At 57.9% G+C, this 17,154-nt stretch carries 15 protein-coding genes; 2 read left to right on the top strand and 13 right to left on the bottom strand.

Annotation, left to right across the window (positions count from 1 at the left end; all coding sequences use genetic code 11):
• Positions 1-6: 6 nt before the first annotated feature.
• The 10 genes from DXD16_RS04895 to DXD16_RS04850 form a co-directional block, all read right to left on the bottom strand.
• Positions 7-1,167: an Mbeg1-like protein gene (locus tag DXD16_RS04895; RefSeq protein WP_117655304.1), complete on the bottom strand. Its 1,161-nt coding sequence runs from the start codon at positions 1,165-1,167 to the stop codon at positions 7-9.
• A 133-nt stretch (positions 1,168-1,300) separates the two neighbouring features.
• Positions 1,301-2,251: an L-lactate dehydrogenase gene (locus tag DXD16_RS04890; RefSeq protein WP_006234343.1), complete on the bottom strand. Its 951-nt coding sequence runs from the start codon at positions 2,249-2,251 to the stop codon at positions 1,301-1,303.
• Positions 2,252-2,452: 201 nt separating this feature from the next.
• Complete coding sequence (locus tag DXD16_RS04885; protein ID WP_006234344.1) at positions 2,453-3,616, bottom strand: pyridoxal phosphate-dependent aminotransferase; 1,164 nt, start codon at positions 3,614-3,616, stop codon at positions 2,453-2,455.
• 118 nt (positions 3,617-3,734) lie between these two features.
• The gene (locus DXD16_RS04880; protein ID WP_117655303.1) at positions 3,735-5,723 is read right to left on the bottom strand and encodes an NAD(+) synthase; all 1,989 of its coding nucleotides are present in this window, start codon (positions 5,721-5,723) and stop codon (positions 3,735-3,737) included.
• Between the two features lie 133 nt (positions 5,724-5,856).
• Complete coding sequence (locus DXD16_RS10555) at positions 5,857-6,135, bottom strand: DUF4160 domain-containing protein (RefSeq protein ID WP_117635420.1); 279 nt, start codon at positions 6,133-6,135, stop codon at positions 5,857-5,859.
• Positions 6,128-6,397 (bottom strand): hypothetical protein, encoded by a 270-nt coding sequence (locus DXD16_RS04870; RefSeq protein ID WP_117635421.1) that lies wholly within the window; start codon positions 6,395-6,397, stop codon positions 6,128-6,130. The genes DXD16_RS10555 and DXD16_RS04870 overlap by 8 nt, the downstream gene beginning before the upstream one ends.
• A gap of 183 nt (positions 6,398-6,580) precedes the next feature.
• Positions 6,581-7,489: an AEC family transporter gene (locus DXD16_RS04865; RefSeq protein ID WP_158550973.1), complete on the bottom strand. Its 909-nt coding sequence runs from the start codon at positions 7,487-7,489 to the stop codon at positions 6,581-6,583.
• Positions 7,490-7,547: 58 nt separating this feature from the next.
• Positions 7,548-8,759 carry a hypothetical protein gene (locus tag DXD16_RS04860; protein WP_117655302.1) on the bottom strand — a complete coding sequence of 404 codons (1,212 nt, stop codon included), beginning with the start codon at positions 8,757-8,759 and terminating at the stop codon, positions 7,548-7,550.
• Positions 8,760-8,877: 118 nt separating this feature from the next.
• Complete coding sequence (locus DXD16_RS04855; RefSeq protein ID WP_117635424.1) at positions 8,878-10,302, bottom strand: PTS transporter subunit EIIC; 1,425 nt, start codon at positions 10,300-10,302, stop codon at positions 8,878-8,880.
• A gap of 267 nt (positions 10,303-10,569) precedes the next feature.
• Positions 10,570-11,406 (bottom strand): PRD domain-containing protein, encoded by an 837-nt coding sequence (locus tag DXD16_RS04850; protein WP_117655301.1) that lies wholly within the window; start codon positions 11,404-11,406, stop codon positions 10,570-10,572.
• A gap of 248 nt (positions 11,407-11,654) precedes the next feature.
• On the opposite strand from DXD16_RS04850, the gene DXD16_RS04845 reads away from it, so the two are divergent.
• Together DXD16_RS04845 and DXD16_RS04840 are read left to right on the top strand one after the other, a co-directional pair.
• A complete protein-coding gene (locus DXD16_RS04845) occupies positions 11,655-12,617 on the top strand; it encodes a hypothetical protein (protein WP_117655300.1) in 963 nt (320 codons plus the stop codon).
• Positions 12,618-12,757: 140 nt separating this feature from the next.
• Positions 12,758-14,065 (top strand): hypothetical protein, encoded by a 1,308-nt coding sequence (locus DXD16_RS04840; protein ID WP_117655299.1) that lies wholly within the window; start codon positions 12,758-12,760, stop codon positions 14,063-14,065.
• Positions 14,066-14,302: 237 nt separating this feature from the next.
• On the opposite strand, the gene ettA is transcribed toward DXD16_RS04840, so the two are convergent.
• The 3 genes from ettA to DXD16_RS04825 form a co-directional block, all read right to left on the bottom strand.
• Entirely contained in the window at positions 14,303-15,982 is a 1,680-nt protein-coding gene (gene ettA, locus DXD16_RS04835; RefSeq protein WP_117655298.1) for an energy-dependent translational throttle protein EttA, read from the bottom strand.
• Between the two features lie 184 nt (positions 15,983-16,166).
• Entirely contained in the window at positions 16,167-16,871 is a 705-nt protein-coding gene (locus DXD16_RS04830; protein WP_117655297.1) for an SdpI family protein, read from the bottom strand.
• Entirely contained in the window at positions 16,864-17,142 is a 279-nt protein-coding gene (locus DXD16_RS04825) for an autorepressor SdpR family transcription factor (protein ID WP_022094448.1), read from the bottom strand. The genes DXD16_RS04830 and DXD16_RS04825 overlap by 8 nt, the downstream gene beginning before the upstream one ends.
• Between the last annotated feature and the right edge of the window lie 12 nt (positions 17,143-17,154).

The raw sequence follows: 17,154 nt of genomic DNA, 5'->3' as shown, positions 1-17,154 counted from the left end.
CAATGGTTAGCGCAGGAGCTCGGACTGCCAAGCCTCGAGCTGTTCTGCCAGGCTCTTACCACTAGAAGGCACGCTGAACTCTGGACGCTTGGGCAGCAGCGCACACTTAAGAATCGCAACGATAGTCTGCGAGACAAAGCGTCGCGTATCCTTGTCAAAGCCTTGCGCAGCCTGGAGCATCACGGGCAGGCTCTCGCGCAGATTCCCAGCGATATCCGCAAACCGCTCAGCACCCGTAGCCTCAAACACGGAGAACAACGCATCTACAAAACGCTCGCGCTCGCTAGGTGACACTGCAAGCAGCATCTCGCGAATGGAGCCATCAACGTATCGAGCACCGGCGGACAGGCGCTCACAGTACACGAAGTCGCGACCATCAACCACCCAGCTAAAGGGATTGTGCTGCAGCAGGCTGAACTCGGTGCTCTCAACGATGGCATAGTCCTCCTGCGTCTCGAACATCATGCCAAAGATCGACGACCGAGGTAGCGTCTTATCGATTCGACCGGAAAGATCGGCAAAGGCGGTGCCGTTCAGAAACTCCTCGACGAAGCCCGGACCATCATGGGAATACGCCCGTTCGATTCGCTCACGGGCGACATCGGAGCACATCGCCGCACCGTACACCGCAAGGTTTCCACCCTTGGAATGACCTCCGCACAAAAGCGGCCCGTCAATCGCATCCGCCGCCTCGTCCACATAACGCGCCGCGGATTCCTGGGCCGGCACAGGATACCGGAACGCCATGTTAAAGTCCTCTTTCCAGCCCACAATCGTGCTGTCGGTCCCCCGGAAGGAAAGATAGCTAAACCCCGCCGGAAACCGGAACGCCATGGCTGCAAACTGCTCTGTCGCCACCACATCGCTCACGGCACGATAGCCGCAAACGTGCACGCCACGGTAGCGAGGACTTGCTGCCACGGCCTCCAGCAAGGCCTTGCTCCCCTCCGGGTCCCACAAGTCGTCAATCATGTCCCGGTAGCACTCGGCACGCAGCAGCTCGCGTACGTCTAGGCCCTGCCAGTTCGTCAGCTCCGCCATATCACCCGGCAAACGCAAATAGGACAACCACGCAAAGACCAGGCTATCCACCGCGCAGAACGGCCTCTCCTCAAACGGATCAAACGCCGTCTGGGCATAGGTTAAAAAATTAGGCGAATCCGACATGGCCCTCCCATCAACTATGGTGCATTGGGGCAACTATGGTGCATTGGGGTCAGGTTACTTTGCACCAAAAAGGCGCCCGGGCCGTGTGGACCCGGACGCCTTCATTGTAGCTTTTCGCTCTAGCGAGCTTGATTTAGCAGGAGAAGTCGACGCTGTCGATGATGTCCTTGAGGGCCTTGGCGGAGGCGGTGAGCTCATGCTGCTCGTCATCGTTCAGCGGCACGGGGACGCGACAGACGACGCCGTCGCGGCCAACGACCGTCGGCATGGAGATGGCAAGATCGGACAGGCCATACTCGCCCACCATGAGCGAGGAGACGGGCAGAACGGTCTGCTCATCGCGCATGACGGCGGTGCAGATGCGCTTGACGGCCATGGCGACGCCATAGTAGGTGGCGTGCTTCTTCTCGATGATGGTGTAGGCGGAGTTCTTGACGTCCTCGGCAATGCGCTTCTCGGCAGCCTCATGCTCCAGATGACCGTGAAGCTCGCAGAAAGTGTTCAGCGGCACGCCGGCAACCTGGGCGCTGGACCAAGCGACAAACTCAGAGTCGCCGTGCTCACCCATGACATAGGCCTGGACATCGCGCGGGTCAACCTCGACGTGGGCACCAAGCATCTGCTGCAGACGGCCGGTGTCGAGCACGGTGCCGGAACCGATGACGTGGCCCTCGGGCAGGCCGGACATCTTGATGGCGGCGTAGGTCAGAACATCAACCGGGTTGGAGACGATGAGCAGGATGCCGTCGAAGCCGGACTTCTTAATCTCGGGGATAATGGACTTAAAGATGTTGACGTTCTTGTTGACCAGGTCCAGGCGGGTCTCACCGGGCTTCTGGGCAGCACCAGCGGTGACGACGATCATGGCGGCGTCGGCGACATCGGAATAATCGCCGGCGTAGATCTTCATCGGCTCGGCAAACGTCATGCCGTGCGCGATATCCAGAGCCTCGCCCTCGGCGCGGTTCTTGTCCACGTCGATGAGGACCATCTCGGAGAACAGACCACTCTGCATCAGCGCGAACGCCGAAGACGAACCGACGAAACCGCAGCCGACAATAGCGACCTTCTTCTCGTTAACCATTAGAAACTCCCATCTCTCTCCACAAACAAGCCGCCCGGGAACGACCCGAGCGGCTTGCCGTAATCCCAATACATCCAATCGGGACTTTGATTATGCTCCTATTCGCAGGCAAATATCGACCGTTTACCGAAATTATTTGCAGGATTCGTAAAATAACTGCACGAAATCGGTTTCGAGCTATTGACGAGCCAAAATACCTTTCTAATACAGGCCCGCCTCACGAATGGCCTCGACGGCCAAAGCGATCTGATCGGGCGGCAGGACCAGCGCCATGCGCACGTGCCCCTCGCCCGAAGGGCCAAAGCTCGCGCCCGGCGTCACCACAACGCCGGCCTTCTCCATAAGCTCCTCGCAAAACGCCATGGAATCGGTGCGGCCACCGGGAAGCTTGGCCCACACAAACATAGATCCATGCGCGTTGGGGCGTTCCCAGCCCAGGCCCTCGAGACCGTCGCACAGGGCATCGCGGCGCTCCTGGTACTTCAGACGCTGCGCCTCGACCTCATCGCGCGGACCGTTCAGGCAGGCGATGGCAGCCTTCTGGATCGGGAAGAACATACCAAAGTCGATCTGGCCGCGCAGCTTGGCAAAAGCCGAGACCACATCCTCGCGACCGACCAAAAAGCCGATGCGCGCGCCGGTGACGTTAAACGACTTAGAGAGCGAAAAGAACTCAACGCCCACCTCGAGCGCGCCGGGATACTGCAAAAAGCTTCCGCCCGGCTCGCCGTCGAACACGATGTCGGAGTACGCGTTGTCATGGACGATGAGCAGGTCGTGCTCGCGGGCGAAAGCGATGATCTCCTCGTAGACCTCGGGCGTTCCAACCGAGCCCACCGGGTTGGCGGGCAGCGACACGATCATATACTTGGCACGATCGGCAACCTCGGGATCGATACCCGCCACATAGGGCAGGTAATTATGCTCGGCAACCAGCGGATAGTACTCGAGCTTGGCATCGGCGATCTTGGCGCCCGCCTCAAAAACCGGGTAGCACGGATCGGGCACCAAGATGGTGTCGCCCGGATCGAGCAGGGCCAGGCCCAAATGGCCCACGCCCTCCTGCGTGCCGTTGCACGACTGCACCATGGACGGCGTAATGCCCGAAACGCCAAAGCGACGCTCATAGTAATCGCATACGGCTTGCTTGAGCTCGGGCAGGTCGCGCAGGGCATACTTCCACATCTCAGGATCTTGGGCTGCTTGCGTGAGCGCCTCGACCACGTGGTCGTACGGCTTAAAGTCGGGCGTTCCCACGCTCATGTTGTAAATGGTCTTACCCTGAGCCTTCAGCGCGAGGAGCTTGTTGTTGAGCGAGGCGAAGACCTCCGCGCCAAAGCGGTCGAGACGCTGCGATGCCTGCATGGTGCCACCTTTCGATATAAAAAACGCGGCGCTCCGACAAGAGCGCCGCGCGATACGGGCCATCAGATTGCAAAAGTGTAACGCTTGCAAACCCCGTATTGGTTCAATTTAGCCAACCTTAGTCAATTGGATTGAGCGCGTCGATCTGCGCAAGCCACAGATGCGAGCTGGCGTCACTCGGCATACGCCAATCGCCGCGCGGGCTGAGCGTCACCGAGCCCACCTTGGGACCATCGGGCAGGCAGCTGCGCTTAAACTGCTGGGCAAAGAAGCGACGATAGAACGTACGCAGCCACGTGTGGACGGTCTTGGCGTCGTAGGCGCCCTCGAAGCTCTTGAGCGCCATGCGGTAGATCTTGCCGGGCTCAAAGCCAAAACGCAGCAGGTAGTAGAGGAAGTAGTCGTGGAGCTCGTACGGGCCCACCAAATCCTCAGTCTTCTGCGCAATCTCGCCGTCGCCCGTGGGCGGCAGAAGCTCGGGAGATACCGGCGTATCGAGGATATCGAGCAAGACCTCGGCAATACGCCCGCCAAAGACATCAGCCGCATAGCGCACCAGATGGCGCACAAGCGTCTTGGGCACGCTCGCGTTGACGGCGTACATGCTCATGTGGTCGCCGTTATAGGTAGCCCAGCCGAGCGCCAGCTCCGACAGATCGCCCGTACCGATGACAAAACCGCCAGCCTGGTTGGCCAGATCCATCAGAATCTGCGTGCGCTCGCGGGCCTGGCTGTTCTCGTAGGTCACGTCCTGCACGGCCGGATCGTGCTCAATGTCCTTGAAGTGCTGCTCCACGGCCGCGTGAATCGAAACCTCGCGGAAGTTCACGCCCAGGTCGCGGGCAAGTGACTCGGCATTCGACTTGGTACGATGCGTCGTGCCAAAGCCGGGCATGGAAACCGCCGTGATGCCCGTGCGCGGCAGCCCCAGCGCATCGAAGGCACGCACGGTCACAAGCAGTGCCAGCGTGGAGTCCAGGCCGCCCGAAAGGCCGATGACGGCCGCCTTGGTGCCCGTATGGGCAAGGCGAGTCTTGAGGCCAGCAGTCTGCAGGTCGAGGATGGTCTCGCAACGCTCGGCCAGGTCACCATGGTCGGCCGGAACAAAGGGCGCGCGCGGAAAAACGCGGTCGATGTCGCAGGCGTTGCGCAGGACGGGAGCCTCGGAGAGCGTGCCCTCAAAAGAGAACTCAACGGTCGTGGCCTCCGGCGCATCGTCCGCGCGGGTCCACGTCGTCGAGCGACGGCGCTCGGCAACCAGGCGGTCAAGGTCAACGTCGGCGACGGCCATATCGCAGGTAAGCAGTTTGGTCGCAGCGAGTTTGGAGCCGTTTTCGTAGACGAGGTTCTCGCCCGCAAAGACCATATCGGTCGTGGACTCGCCCTCGCTCGCATCGGCGTAAACATAGGCGCAGTACAGGCGCGCACTCTGATTGGAGATAAGGCTACGGCGGTAATCTGCCTTACCGATAATCTCGTCCGAGGCCGACGGGTTGAGAATCACCGTCGCACCGGCAAGCGTCATCTCGGTCGAAGGGGGCGCCGGCACCCACAGGTCCTCGCAGACCTCAACGCCCAGCGCCAGGTCCTCGGCGCCCTCATCACAGCAACGGTAGACAAGCCCCGAACCCAGCGGGACCGGACCCTGACCGGCAAATTCAACCCACACGGGATCCGCAGGCGCCGGAGCAAACCAGCGGCGCTCATAGAACTCGCCATAGTTAGGCAGATACTTTTTGGCCGTGAGGCCCAAAAGCTCACCTGCACAGCACACGGCGGCGCAGTTGTAGATATTCTCGGCAACTGCAACGGGAAGACCGATGGTAAAGACAATCGGCAGCTCGCGAGTTTCATCGAGGATGCGCACCAGCGCCGCCTCGCAGGCATGAAGCAGCGTGCGGTTATGGAACAGATCAGCCGCGGTATAGCCGCACAGGTTGAGCTCGGGCAGCACCAACGCGCGAACGCCACGCTCGGCAGCATCGCGAACAGCCGCCAGCGCAACCTCGGCATTGCCCTCGACATCGGCAACGCGAATCTGCGGCGACGCCGCCGCCACACGCAAAAAGCCATCGTTCTTAACTTGACCGTTTAGAAAATCGTTCATGCGAGCTCCAACACATCCGTTTAGCCGCAACGAGCGGCGGCGATAAAGTCCGCCTCCATTGTACTGTCAAGTTCAATCAGCGCTGGTGGGGCAGACTCATGATAAAAATTGAAAAGAGAAGTCAGAATGGCGTTTAGCAGTAGAACGAGATCTCGTCCACAAGGAAAAATGCCTTCCATTTAGAGCAAATCAATTCATGCTGAGCGGCGATAATTTCACAGAGGTCGTCAAGCGTGCTCCGGGGAATCTTCGCTTTGTTATTAGCGACAATGCAACCTCCCCTGCGAGTCAGCCAGATTTTGGCCGAGTTATCTGAAGGCGCTCCCTTGCAAACATGGACATGGATTGGCTCGCCCGCTTCGTTGGACCAAAAGAAGACCCTATAGCCGCCAATAAGAAAAAGGCTAGGCAACTTTAGCTCCTCCGTTTGCGGCGTAGCGATACAGTAGATGGGCGTTATTGCTCAGAAAAGTCTCAAAACCTCGCTTCTCCTCGTCGGTAAAACGCCCCTCCCACATGGTCCAATTGTAAGAAGGCAACTCGCAACGAGCGGAGTCGAAACCCTCTGCCGTCGGTCGTTCAAAATGCACGATGACCTTTTCGATATCGCCATCTGTGATCAGGTCAGAATGAATGACCTCGGTACCATCTTCGAATGTCATATACGGGTACATCACGTAAACCACCTCGCAATCATTAATTCAGTTTAGCATCAAGCTAGTGCACCAATGATAGCAAGCCCCCTTGATGAGTTGATGGCATCTGTTGCCAGCACGATCGACGGCGGTCCGGATTGTTGGGCCCCGGCCATAATCGACCGCCACGAAGCGTTCATCCGCAGGTGCGTGGCATAGCGCCTAGAACACTAGCTGAGACAAGGACACTATCGCTGGCATAGTGAACATAGACAGAAGGGTGGTAACACAGACTGTTCCACATGCATATCGATAGTCCTTATTATGCTGCTGGGCAAAGATAGCTACATTCGCGCCGGTGGGGGTCGCAGCCGCAATCAGCAGCGCCATCTTAATTGACCTATCACATGGAAAGAGACATAGGAACAGGAGCGAAAGAATCGGAATGACAAGCAGCCTGACCGATGAGACGGCAAACAAGCTTTTCGCCCTCAGGAGCGCCATCAAATCAGACTGAGCAAGATAGATACCGAGAGTCATCATTGCTAGCGGAGTGTTGAGCCCCGAGATATACGAAAGCACTGACTGTGCCAGAGGGACCGTTGGGACACGAAGGATAAAAATCAAGAAACCGCCCAATAAAGCCATGACCATTGGACTTGTCAGGATCGCTTTAGGACTCATACATTTTTTAGACCCCGACAGCAGATACTGCCCGTATGTCCATTGCATGGCATTGAGAAGAGCGATCATGCACGTGATGAAAAACACGGCATCTTTTCCAAGCGCCGCTTCAACAAGGGGTATTCCCACAAATCCAGCATTCGAGAATGCCGCAGCAAAAATGTCGATGGGACGGCCCCTGAACAACAGGCGGGCAACAACGCAAGCGAGCAACAACATCGCCGCCGACAGCATTAAGGTCATTCCCAACTCATACATCCTCTGAAACGAATACTCGATCCAAAATGATTTGAGAATGATTGCGGGAATCACAAGGTTGATGAGCAACTTTCCGAATTCTATTGCAGCCTGCTCGCTCAATATGCCCAAGCGGTTTAGAGCGTAGCCCATTCCCATGAGCAAAAACATGATAAGGACTTGTTGGATGAGAGGTTCAATGATTGACACAATACATGCTCCGTATAATCCTGACCGGTTCATCTACCACGATGGTCTATAGCGCCTGCTATAGCGCGGCACCGACCGCCTGAATGATTCGCGCAACGAACGCATCGGCAACCCCGCGCGGCGTTCGCGAGTTGTAGGTTTCAAAATACTTGCCGTAGTCTTCCTGAGGCACAAGGTAGTTGCAGTACGTGTTCGCATAGCCGATAACAAAGACGTTGTATTGGCTAAACGCCCTCTTAAAATCCAAGCCTAATGTGCTACACGTATCGCATGGCATCGTGATAAAAATGCAGTTACCAATTACCGCAAACTGGCTCGGAAGCTCAAGCTCGATTTTCCCCATCGAGAGCTTAAGCTGTTGCCGCTTAAGGAGAAGGTCTCGCATCGGGCTCGCATCCATAGCCTCTATCCGATTGGTCATCTCGATCCAATCCGGATCTGTTTTTGCATCGTAGACACTCTTCATGCTGATAGAGCCCCAACGCGGAGTATCAACTCTGAGTGCCGCGCGCTCACGCTTGGATTCAATTTGAGCGCAAAGTTCGTTAGCCGTACGCTCGAGTTCGGCAACTCCCTCCCCTTGCCGATAGAAACGCGTCGACACATCCCCGCACGTTCCGTTGACGCAAAGTACAGGACAGCCATATTTCCTCTCCAAACGCTGCCTGACATGCCCAATCAAATCAGCAGAGAGGACGGCGCTTTTCCCATTAAGGATGGTAGGATGAGCGGACATGAACAGCATTTTTCCAATTGGGCGACCACCTTGAGCGTCCTCAAACGAGAAAATACTTACCTGTTTATCGGCCGGACCGCCCTGAACATTTCGATTCCCGTACAGTCCCTCGATGCCTAACATCTCCATCGATACGGTCGCCTTCGACCTGGACGTCCATGCAGATACCGCCGCCTCGGTAGCCAAGCCAATCAAATCACTCGTCAATTCGGTTTCAGGTAACGTGTCCTCGTAGGCAAGCTTAAAATAGCATGGTGCAGAATGGGTATGAATGCATGCGACGACGATATTGCTCGAATCGATGCCCGTTTTTGACGATACGGCGTTCTTGACCGAAAGGGAAAAATCTTTCGACACCATTATTGAATCGAGCTCGATAAGAATAAACGGGACAAGATCAACACAGACAGCGCTAGCGTTGACCTCAATAGGATCAAGAACATCCGTCCAGGCACCTTTTCTGTTGTAGCCGCCCATGCGGCAAGGAGACTGGGGTGTTACGTCAATCTTCGAGATTCCAAACTCTATGTTCATTCCAACTCCAACTCTTCGCGGCACACGCCGCCCAAACATCGGAAATAGAAATACAAAAAGAGAAGGGCGTCATGGACGCCCTTCCAATGCGTCCTGCCACACGCAGGCCGTAGAAAACTTAACGCTCGGAAACGGGACCATTCTCGAGCTCATCCGCCGTAAAGCCCAGGAAATACGTGCCCAAGGCGCTCACAAGGAAGCCTGCACCAGCAGCGATTCCAAAGTTGATGAGATTCTGGGTCCCGCCGCCCGCAAACGCGAGGAACTCCAAGAAGTTAGATGCCGCGCCGGCAGTATAAACCGTGGCTCCGAGAGCGATTGCAAGCGCACCGGCAACAAAGGATCCGATAATCTTCCAGACAAACACGCGGCGATAGCGCAGCATCATGCCGTAGATGAAAGGCTCGCCGACGCCTCCGACAATGTTTGCGACCAAATAGCCGAATGCCATGCTCTTCTCGTCTTTATCGCACAGCTTGAGCCAGGTCGCCACCTCGCAGCCGAAGGTCGCCCAAAGGCTAACGCCCGTCGCAACCAAAACAAAGCTGTCGGTTCCCACAGTCATATAGTTAGCGATGGCAATCATCGCAACCGCCACATGCATGCCGGTAATAATCATTGGGCACCAAAGACCCGCCAGAATACCTCCTCCGAGGATGGCGGCGATACCACCGGAAGTACCAAGGAACTCAAAACCGGCGGCGAGGGCATTACCGGCCCATGAACCAACAGGGGCGAGAGCGCAGAGAGACACAGGAACAGCGACGACCATGGTAAGGAAAGGCGCGAAAACCGTTGAAAGGGTATCTGGCACATATTTGCGGAAGAAGCGCTCGATATAACTCATCGCCCACACGGACAGAAGAATGGGAAGGACCGTCTTTGTGTAGTTTGCGGCGACGCAGGGAATGCCATAAACGGAGAACTGAGCTCCATCGGTCGCAAGCTGAATCATGGTCGGGTCGATAAGAATGCCGCCCATAAAGGCACCGAGGACAGGCGTTACGCCAATGTTCTTAGCCGCATTATAGCCAAGGTAGATGGGGATAAAATAGAACGCTGCGTCATAAACCATGTTCATCAGAACATAAAGGTCGCTTGTGTCGGACAGCACGCCCGCCATCGTAGGTCCCAGCACCACCGCTACGGTCTTGAACAGGCCAGCACACATTAGGACGGGGATCATAGGCACCATGGAGCTTGACAGGTAGTTGAGGATGTTATTGCCAATAACCTTAGGTGTGAGCTTCTGCTTAGGAGCATCAAGGTTCTCGTCGATGGCGTCCTGCTTGGCAAAGCCGCCGATCTTGCAGAGCTCGTCATAAACCTTGGGCACGTTTTGGCCCACGATTACCTGGAACTGCCCTCCGGAGATTTGAGCACCCAACACACCGCCAATCTTCTTCACTTCTTTGATATCGGGGGCATCGATATCTTTGAGGTTAAAACGCAGGCGCGTCATACAGTGCGCAACAAACGTCACGTTCTCCTTGCCACCGACGGCCTCGAGCACGTCCGCGGCGATTTTCTTATTGTCAGTCATAGCTGAACTCCCTTGCTTTTCTGTCTTCCCGTTTGCGCACACGCGAAGAACCGATTACGGCAGGCCTGACACGAGGCAAATCGAGAAAAGCAAGAAGAAGACAAAAACAGAAGAGCCCCAAAGCACAAAGCGGACAGGGAACTGTCTACGTCATGCTTCGAGGCTCTTCTCGAATAACACCTTATGTGACTATGAAACTACATCCAACAGTTGCTTTTACGAAAGTCGAAACCGGCCAACGGTCAAACTTCAGCGGCGAGCGGTCGATTAGGACCTAGATCCCGCGCAGACGCGATTGACGTGGAGCATCAGGTAGACCTTCTCTTCATCGGCGAGCCCGGCGTCAAAGCGCTCTTCGATAAGCGCGGCCATGCGGTCGACGCACACGGCCACGTCGGGATGCTGCTCGCAGAGCGGTCCGTAAAGCGCGCCGTTCTCCGTGTTGAGGGGCTCTCCTGTCTGCACGCGTTCTAACAGGTAGCGCACGTGCGTGGCATAACGGCAAAAGTCAAAGCCGTCGCGGTCCACGCAAACCCCCAGCTCGGATTCGATAATCTTGGTGAAGCTCTCGAGCATCACCTCGTCCTTACGCACCGTATTGGATTTGGCCTTTGAAGACGAGGCGACCACGCTGTTGACGATACAGAGCGCGATACCGCTCGCCTCCCCCCGCGGCATCTTGACGTTGAAGCCGCGATTGATGCCCTCGATCGCGAACTTGGCGATCTTGTACTCAATGGGGTACATCTGCTGCACATCATAGGAGAGCGGCATCTGCACAAACATATGCTCGCGGCAGCGTTTGATGGCAAAGGCGATATGGTCAGCCATGGTAAAGGGAAGGTTTGCCGAGAGCTCGCGCGAGATGTTGGAGCGAGCGATATCGGCAATCTGGGCGGAGAACTCCATCACCTGAGGATCGATCTCGTCGAGCAGCGCTAGGTAGCGCGAGTCGACACCGTAGAAGGTTCGCTCGATCTTATCGAGTGTGACCTCATCGGGGCCATTGGGAAACCCGATACCGCGGCCAATTGCCACGAGTTCACGGCCCTTGGCGTTTACGCAGATAACCGTATTGTTGTTGATCCGCTTAAGGATTTTCATGACGCTCCCTACCCGGCGCAAGCAACAGCGCCGCGAGCCCGATTATTCCACGGGATTTCAAATCCGGTCAACCTTCCTTTCGACATCCGAACGATTCGCCCCGTCTTCATTCGATCAGCCTGAGAAGAAGTTTCGCGCTTTGGTGAGTTGATGGTGTTGCGGGCGAATCCATCTCCGGTTCACACCGACTGGGTACCCTGAGGGCTGAACAACCTGTCGCAGCACTAAACGAACCGGGAGGACCCCGTATGACGACTGAATATACCGACGCGCCGCGCACGCGCGTCATGACGCCGGCATCGCTCAACAACGGCGTGCACGAGAACCATTCCATCGGACAGACCATGGCCATCGCACCCAAAAAGGGCCTGTTTGACGACATTTCCATTCCCCAGATCATCGCCGGCGCCGCAGCTGCCGCCACGAGCGTCGCGCTTGCCTCCAAGATTGGTATCGCTGGTTCAGTAATTGGCGCCGCCGTGAGCTCGGTCATCACCGTTGTGTCCTCGCAGGTCTACCGCCACTTTATCTCTGCCAGCGCCGAAGCAATCAAGGGCACGCATGCCGCTGTCGACTACCCTGCCGGCGCCTACGAGCCCGTTGAACCCGATGTCGAGGAGCACCTAGGTGGCGCCGCGACCACGCAGGAAATGCGCCAGGTTGCGGGACGCGCGACCACGGCGCGCGTCGCCCCTAACAGTCTGCGCGCCAAGGCGGCGGCAGAGCGCAGCCAGACGCAAAAGAAGGTCATCGTCTTCTCGATCGCCATCGCCATCGTCGCGGTCATCGCCTGTACCGGCGCCATCCTTATTACCACCGCCGGTGAGGGTCTGGGCGAGCGCCCCGAGCCAATCCTTTCGTCGCGCACGACCGAGAGCGATGCAAATGGCACCACCCAGTCGCAGAATCAGCAGGCACAGACGGACGACACGCAAGACAGTTCTACCTCTGCCGATTCGTCCGCGAACACCCAAAACCAATCGCAGGGTACCGATTCCTCTACGGCCAACAGTGGCACGCCGTCCGGCACGACCGACTCAAGCCAAACGACTGACGGTTCGCAGCCGAGCACGGGCGGTCAGACGAGCGACACCACTTCGGGAACGGGCACAGCAGACAGCAGTAACACCAACAGCTCGAACAGCTCGAGCGGAACCGCGTCCGGCACGGCATCTGGCAACTCGAGCCAAGGCACGGCATCGGGCAACTAAGCACATTTGCCTCTCACAGATAACCGACCTGTACAACGGGCGCGAATCGAAAGCGGTTCGCGCCCGTTTGCCTTGGGCGCCGTCATGGCGAGCGCCATGCGATGGTAAGATGCTTTACATGTGTAAAGAGGAGATTTGCCATGAGCAAGACAATAGTTACGCCCACGCTTTCGCTGGGCAACCACATCTATCTGTATCGCCTGCTGCGCGATGCAATCGGATGCGGTAAGCAAACGTTTATGACGCAGGTCGAGGAGGCTCTCGCCGCTGGCGACATGGCTGCTTATGACCTGGGCTTCGAGTCCACGCGCGAATTGCTCGAGGAACTCGACGACTGCATTAAGCTGACTGTCTTTAAGGGCGGTCGCCTGTATGCCACGGTCATCGCCAACGAGGCATGGGATGCCGCACTTGCCAAGGGCGAGGACAAGCCCAAGGCCACCAAGGGCGCCAAGCAGTCCTACAAAAAGAAAAAGCGCGGCGAGAAGGACCTGAAGGCCGTGCGTCCCAAGCACGTTAAGCTTCCCGAGCCCGAGTCCGTGGCCGAAGTCGCTCCGGAGCCCGAGCCCGAGACAGAGATCGAAGTCGCTATTGAGGTAGCAGCAGAAGCCGAAACCGAAATCGCCGCCACGACCGATCCCGAAGTCATATCCGAGCAGGAAGTAACTGCGGAGCTCAACGAAGCGCCCAAGTCGACAACCGAAGAAGCCGCTGACCAACCCGAGACGCCTGCGTTCCAAAACAGCGATGTCTTTGGCAACGAGGCCGAGGACGATCAGTCCGACGAGCCCGCCGATCAAGGCGCTACCGAATCGGCACCGGAGCCCGAGACGCCGCTGCCCGCCATCTCGCTCACGGTCGTCTATGACCCCGAGAACGCCAATGCCGGCATCACCACCATGGCATCCACGCCCATCGAGGCAAAGTCGAGCGTCGAGAACGGGAACGCAACGCAGGTTGAGGTTGAAACTGAAGCTGCAGACGCGCCCGTCACCATGAAGCCCGCGGATTCCACAATCAAGCCGAAGACGACGCTGGAGCCCGCACCCGTCATCGAATCCGTGCCCGCCTCTGCTTGCGACCAAATTCCCGCACCGGCACCGGCTTCGGTACTCGCAGAGGCCCCAACCCCCGCACCTGCAGCGCCCGCCATCCCCGAGGACTTCCCCGTCGATTTCGCAACCGAAGTCTTCTGCCCCGGCCCGTTGCTACACCAGCTGTCGACCTATCTCCCCTACGGCGCCGACACGCTCGGCATCGTCGGCGAGTACTACTGGATCGCTCGCGAGCTCGGCACCATCGACGTCGCACGCAACCGCGCAAGCTTCCCCCTGCGCTACACGCAGGCCGGCGAGCGCCGTGAGGTTACCGTGCGCATTCGCCGCAATACCACCGGCAGTCTCGGAGCCCCCTGGACCATCGACAAGGTCGAAGAACCTGCGCAGTAACAGATAACGGCTCAAATCCAAACCAGGATTTGAGCCGTTTTTGCTTATTCGTTTAAATTGCTCATTTGTCGATGCTTCGTGACCGACAGCGAGCGAGTCGCAAGTGCCCCAGGTTGCCGTGAAAGAGGAGCGACGCGTACTTTGGTACGCGAGCGACGGTTTGAACGGCAAGATGGGGTACTTGCGGCACGCGCAGCGTCGAGCAGTTACGCGGTTTGGTAAAACCGCGTAACAAACCTAGTCACGCGTCAGCTTGCGGTGGATACGATGCGGCTGGGCTGCGTCCTCGCCCAGGCGCTCGATGCGATTGGCCTGGTAGGCCTCAAAGTTGCCCTCGAACCAATACCAGTTGCCCGGATTCTCGTCGGTGCCCTCCCACGCCAGAATGTGCGTGGCGACGCGGTCCAGGAACATACGGTCGTGGCTAATGACCACCGAGCAGCCCGGGAACTCGAGCAGCGCCGCCTCGAGCGAGGACAGCGTCTCGACGTCGAGGTCGTTCGTGGGCTCGTCGAGGAGCAGCAGGTTGCCGCCCTGCTTGAGCGTAAGCGCCAAGTTCAGACGGTTGCGCTCGCCACCGGAGAGTACGCCAGCGCGCTTCCGCTGGTCCTGGCCCTTAAAGCCAAAGCTCGCCACGTACGCGCGGCTCGGAACCTCGGTCTCGCCGACCATCATGTGGTCCAGGCCGTCCGAGACGACCTCCCACAGGTTCTTATCGGGGTCGATGCCGGAACGGTTCTGGTCGACGTAAGAAATCTTGACGGTCTCGCCCACCTCGAGCTCGCCCGAAGTCAGCGGCTCCAGACCCACAATCGTCTTGAACAGCGTGGTCTTACCGACACCGTTGGGGCCGATGACGCCCACGATGCCGTTGCGCGGCAGGGTGAACGAAAGGTCATCGATGAGCACGCGGCCATCGAACTCCTTGTGCAGGTGATGGGCCTCGAGCACCTTGTTGCCCAGACGCGGGCCCACAGGGATGCGGATGTCGGTCCAGTCGAGCTTCTGGCTTGCGCGGGCCTCGGCCTCCATCTCCTCGTAGCGAGCCAGACGGGCCTTGTTCTTGGCCTGGCGAGCCTTGGACGAGCTGCGTACCCACTCGAGCTCGGCCTCCATGCGCTTGGCGAGCTTGGCGTCACGGTTGCCCTGGGCCTCGATACGCGCGGCCTTGGTCTCCAGATACGTGGAGTAATTGCCCTTGTAGGGATAAAGGTGACCGCGGTCGACCTCGCAGATCCACTCGGCAACGTTATCCAGGAAGTAGCGATCGTGTGTGACGGCAAGCACCGCGCCCTGGTAGTTGTGCAGGAAGTGCTCGAGCCACAGGATCGACTCGGCGTCCAGGTGGTTCGTGGGCTCGTCGAGCAGCAGCAGGTCGGGAGCCTCGAGCAGCAGCTTGCACAGGGCCACGCGACGGCGCTCGCCGCCAGAGAGCACGTTGACCGGCATGTCGGAATCGGGCAGCTGCAGGGCGTCCATGGCCTGACCGAGCTTGGAATCGATATCCCAGCCGTCGGCGGCGTCGATCTCGTCCTGGAGCTTGCCCATCTCGGCCATGAGGGCGTCCATATCGCAATCCGGGTCGCACATCTCCTCGCCGATCTTGTTGAAGCGATCGACCTTGGCAATCATATCGCCAAACGCCATGCGCACGTTCTCGATGACGGTCTTGTCGTCATCGAGCGGCGGCTCCTGCTGCAGAATGCCCACGGTGTAGCCGGGGGTAAGCCTGGCATCGCCGTTGGAGACTTCCTCGATACCGGCCATGATCTTGAGCAGGGTCGACTTACCCATGCCGTTGGGGCCCACGACGCCGATCTTGGCACCGGGGTAGAAGCTCAGGGTCACGTCGTCAAGGATTACCTTGTCGCCATGGGCCTTACGAGCCTGATACATCTGGTAGATAAACTCCGCCATTTGCCTGTTTTATCCTTTCTACCTTCTGTTTCCCTATTCTTGATTCGCTTTAGTGGAAACGAAATGAGGAAACCAGCTCTGAAACTAAACGAAAAAGGGGCATGGTTGCCCACACCCCCTAATACTACCTGGGAAAAATCCCCCGGAACATACTATGAACTGCGTACGCTAGTTTTCCGCAACCTTAACGAGCGGCTCGCTGCGATTTGCGCCACAGCAGATACGAATAGACGTAGGCAGCTCCAGCTGAACCAAACGCCAGAACCGCAATCACCGCGGCGACGACTTCACTCGAAAGCACGCTACCCGCCACGCCCATCACAATCAGGCCAACGCCCAGCACCATAAAGCAGGCACCGCCAAAACGCTGCGTACGGCGCCAGTTTTCGGGATCGGCAAGCGCCCAGGGCGTCTTGATACCGAGCGTGTAGTTCTGCTTTACGCGCGGTAAGTAGTTGCCCATACCAATAAAGAGCAAGCCGATAGCGCCTGATACCAGCAAATTGACCGTTCCTACCACCGGCACGATGCCCCACACCGTTAGCTCCCCCAGCCAGCTTATGGCACACATGAGCAGCGTGAAGGCGATTACGAAGCCCTGATAGAACTTACCCGAGGTCCGATACGCCTCGCCCTTGGGGTCAATGCGTGGCACGACGTAGAACATCGCGAGAAGTGCCAGAGGCAACACGCCGAGCGCGGAGGCCATCCAGCTAGGGCCCCAACCGTCGACGGCGCCATTCGCGCCCCAGTGCGTGGGAATCTGCGCCGGCAGGCTCGGCATCACTATCAGATGCGCTGCGACATTGGCAACGCACAGAGCGACCAGTGCAATCCACACGCGCGACGATACCCCCGTGGCGTGAATGCCCTTGTTTTCGTTATTCATCCTTATCACCTTCAGTGTTTGTAAAGCCCATAAACCAGCCAATCAAGTCCTGCATGACGGTGGTATTTAAGCTGTAAACGATGTTTTGGCCATGGCGCTCATCGGTCACCAGCCCGGCGTTTTTAAGCGTTGCCAGATGATGGCTGAGCGACGGTTTGCTTATGTCGAAATGCTCGGCGAGCTCCCCCGCCGTGCAATTGCCCTCGCGCAGCAGTTCTAAAATGCGCCGCCGCGTTGGATCCGCCAGCGCCTTAAAACCTTCTCCCGGCATAGAACCTCCTCT

The organism is Collinsella sp. TF11-5AC, from assembly GCF_003436775.1.
Taxonomy (GTDB): domain Bacteria; phylum Actinomycetota; class Coriobacteriia; order Coriobacteriales; family Coriobacteriaceae; genus Collinsella.
Note: the sequence above shows the minus strand (reverse complement) of the source record. Positions and strands in the feature narration are given on the sequence as shown.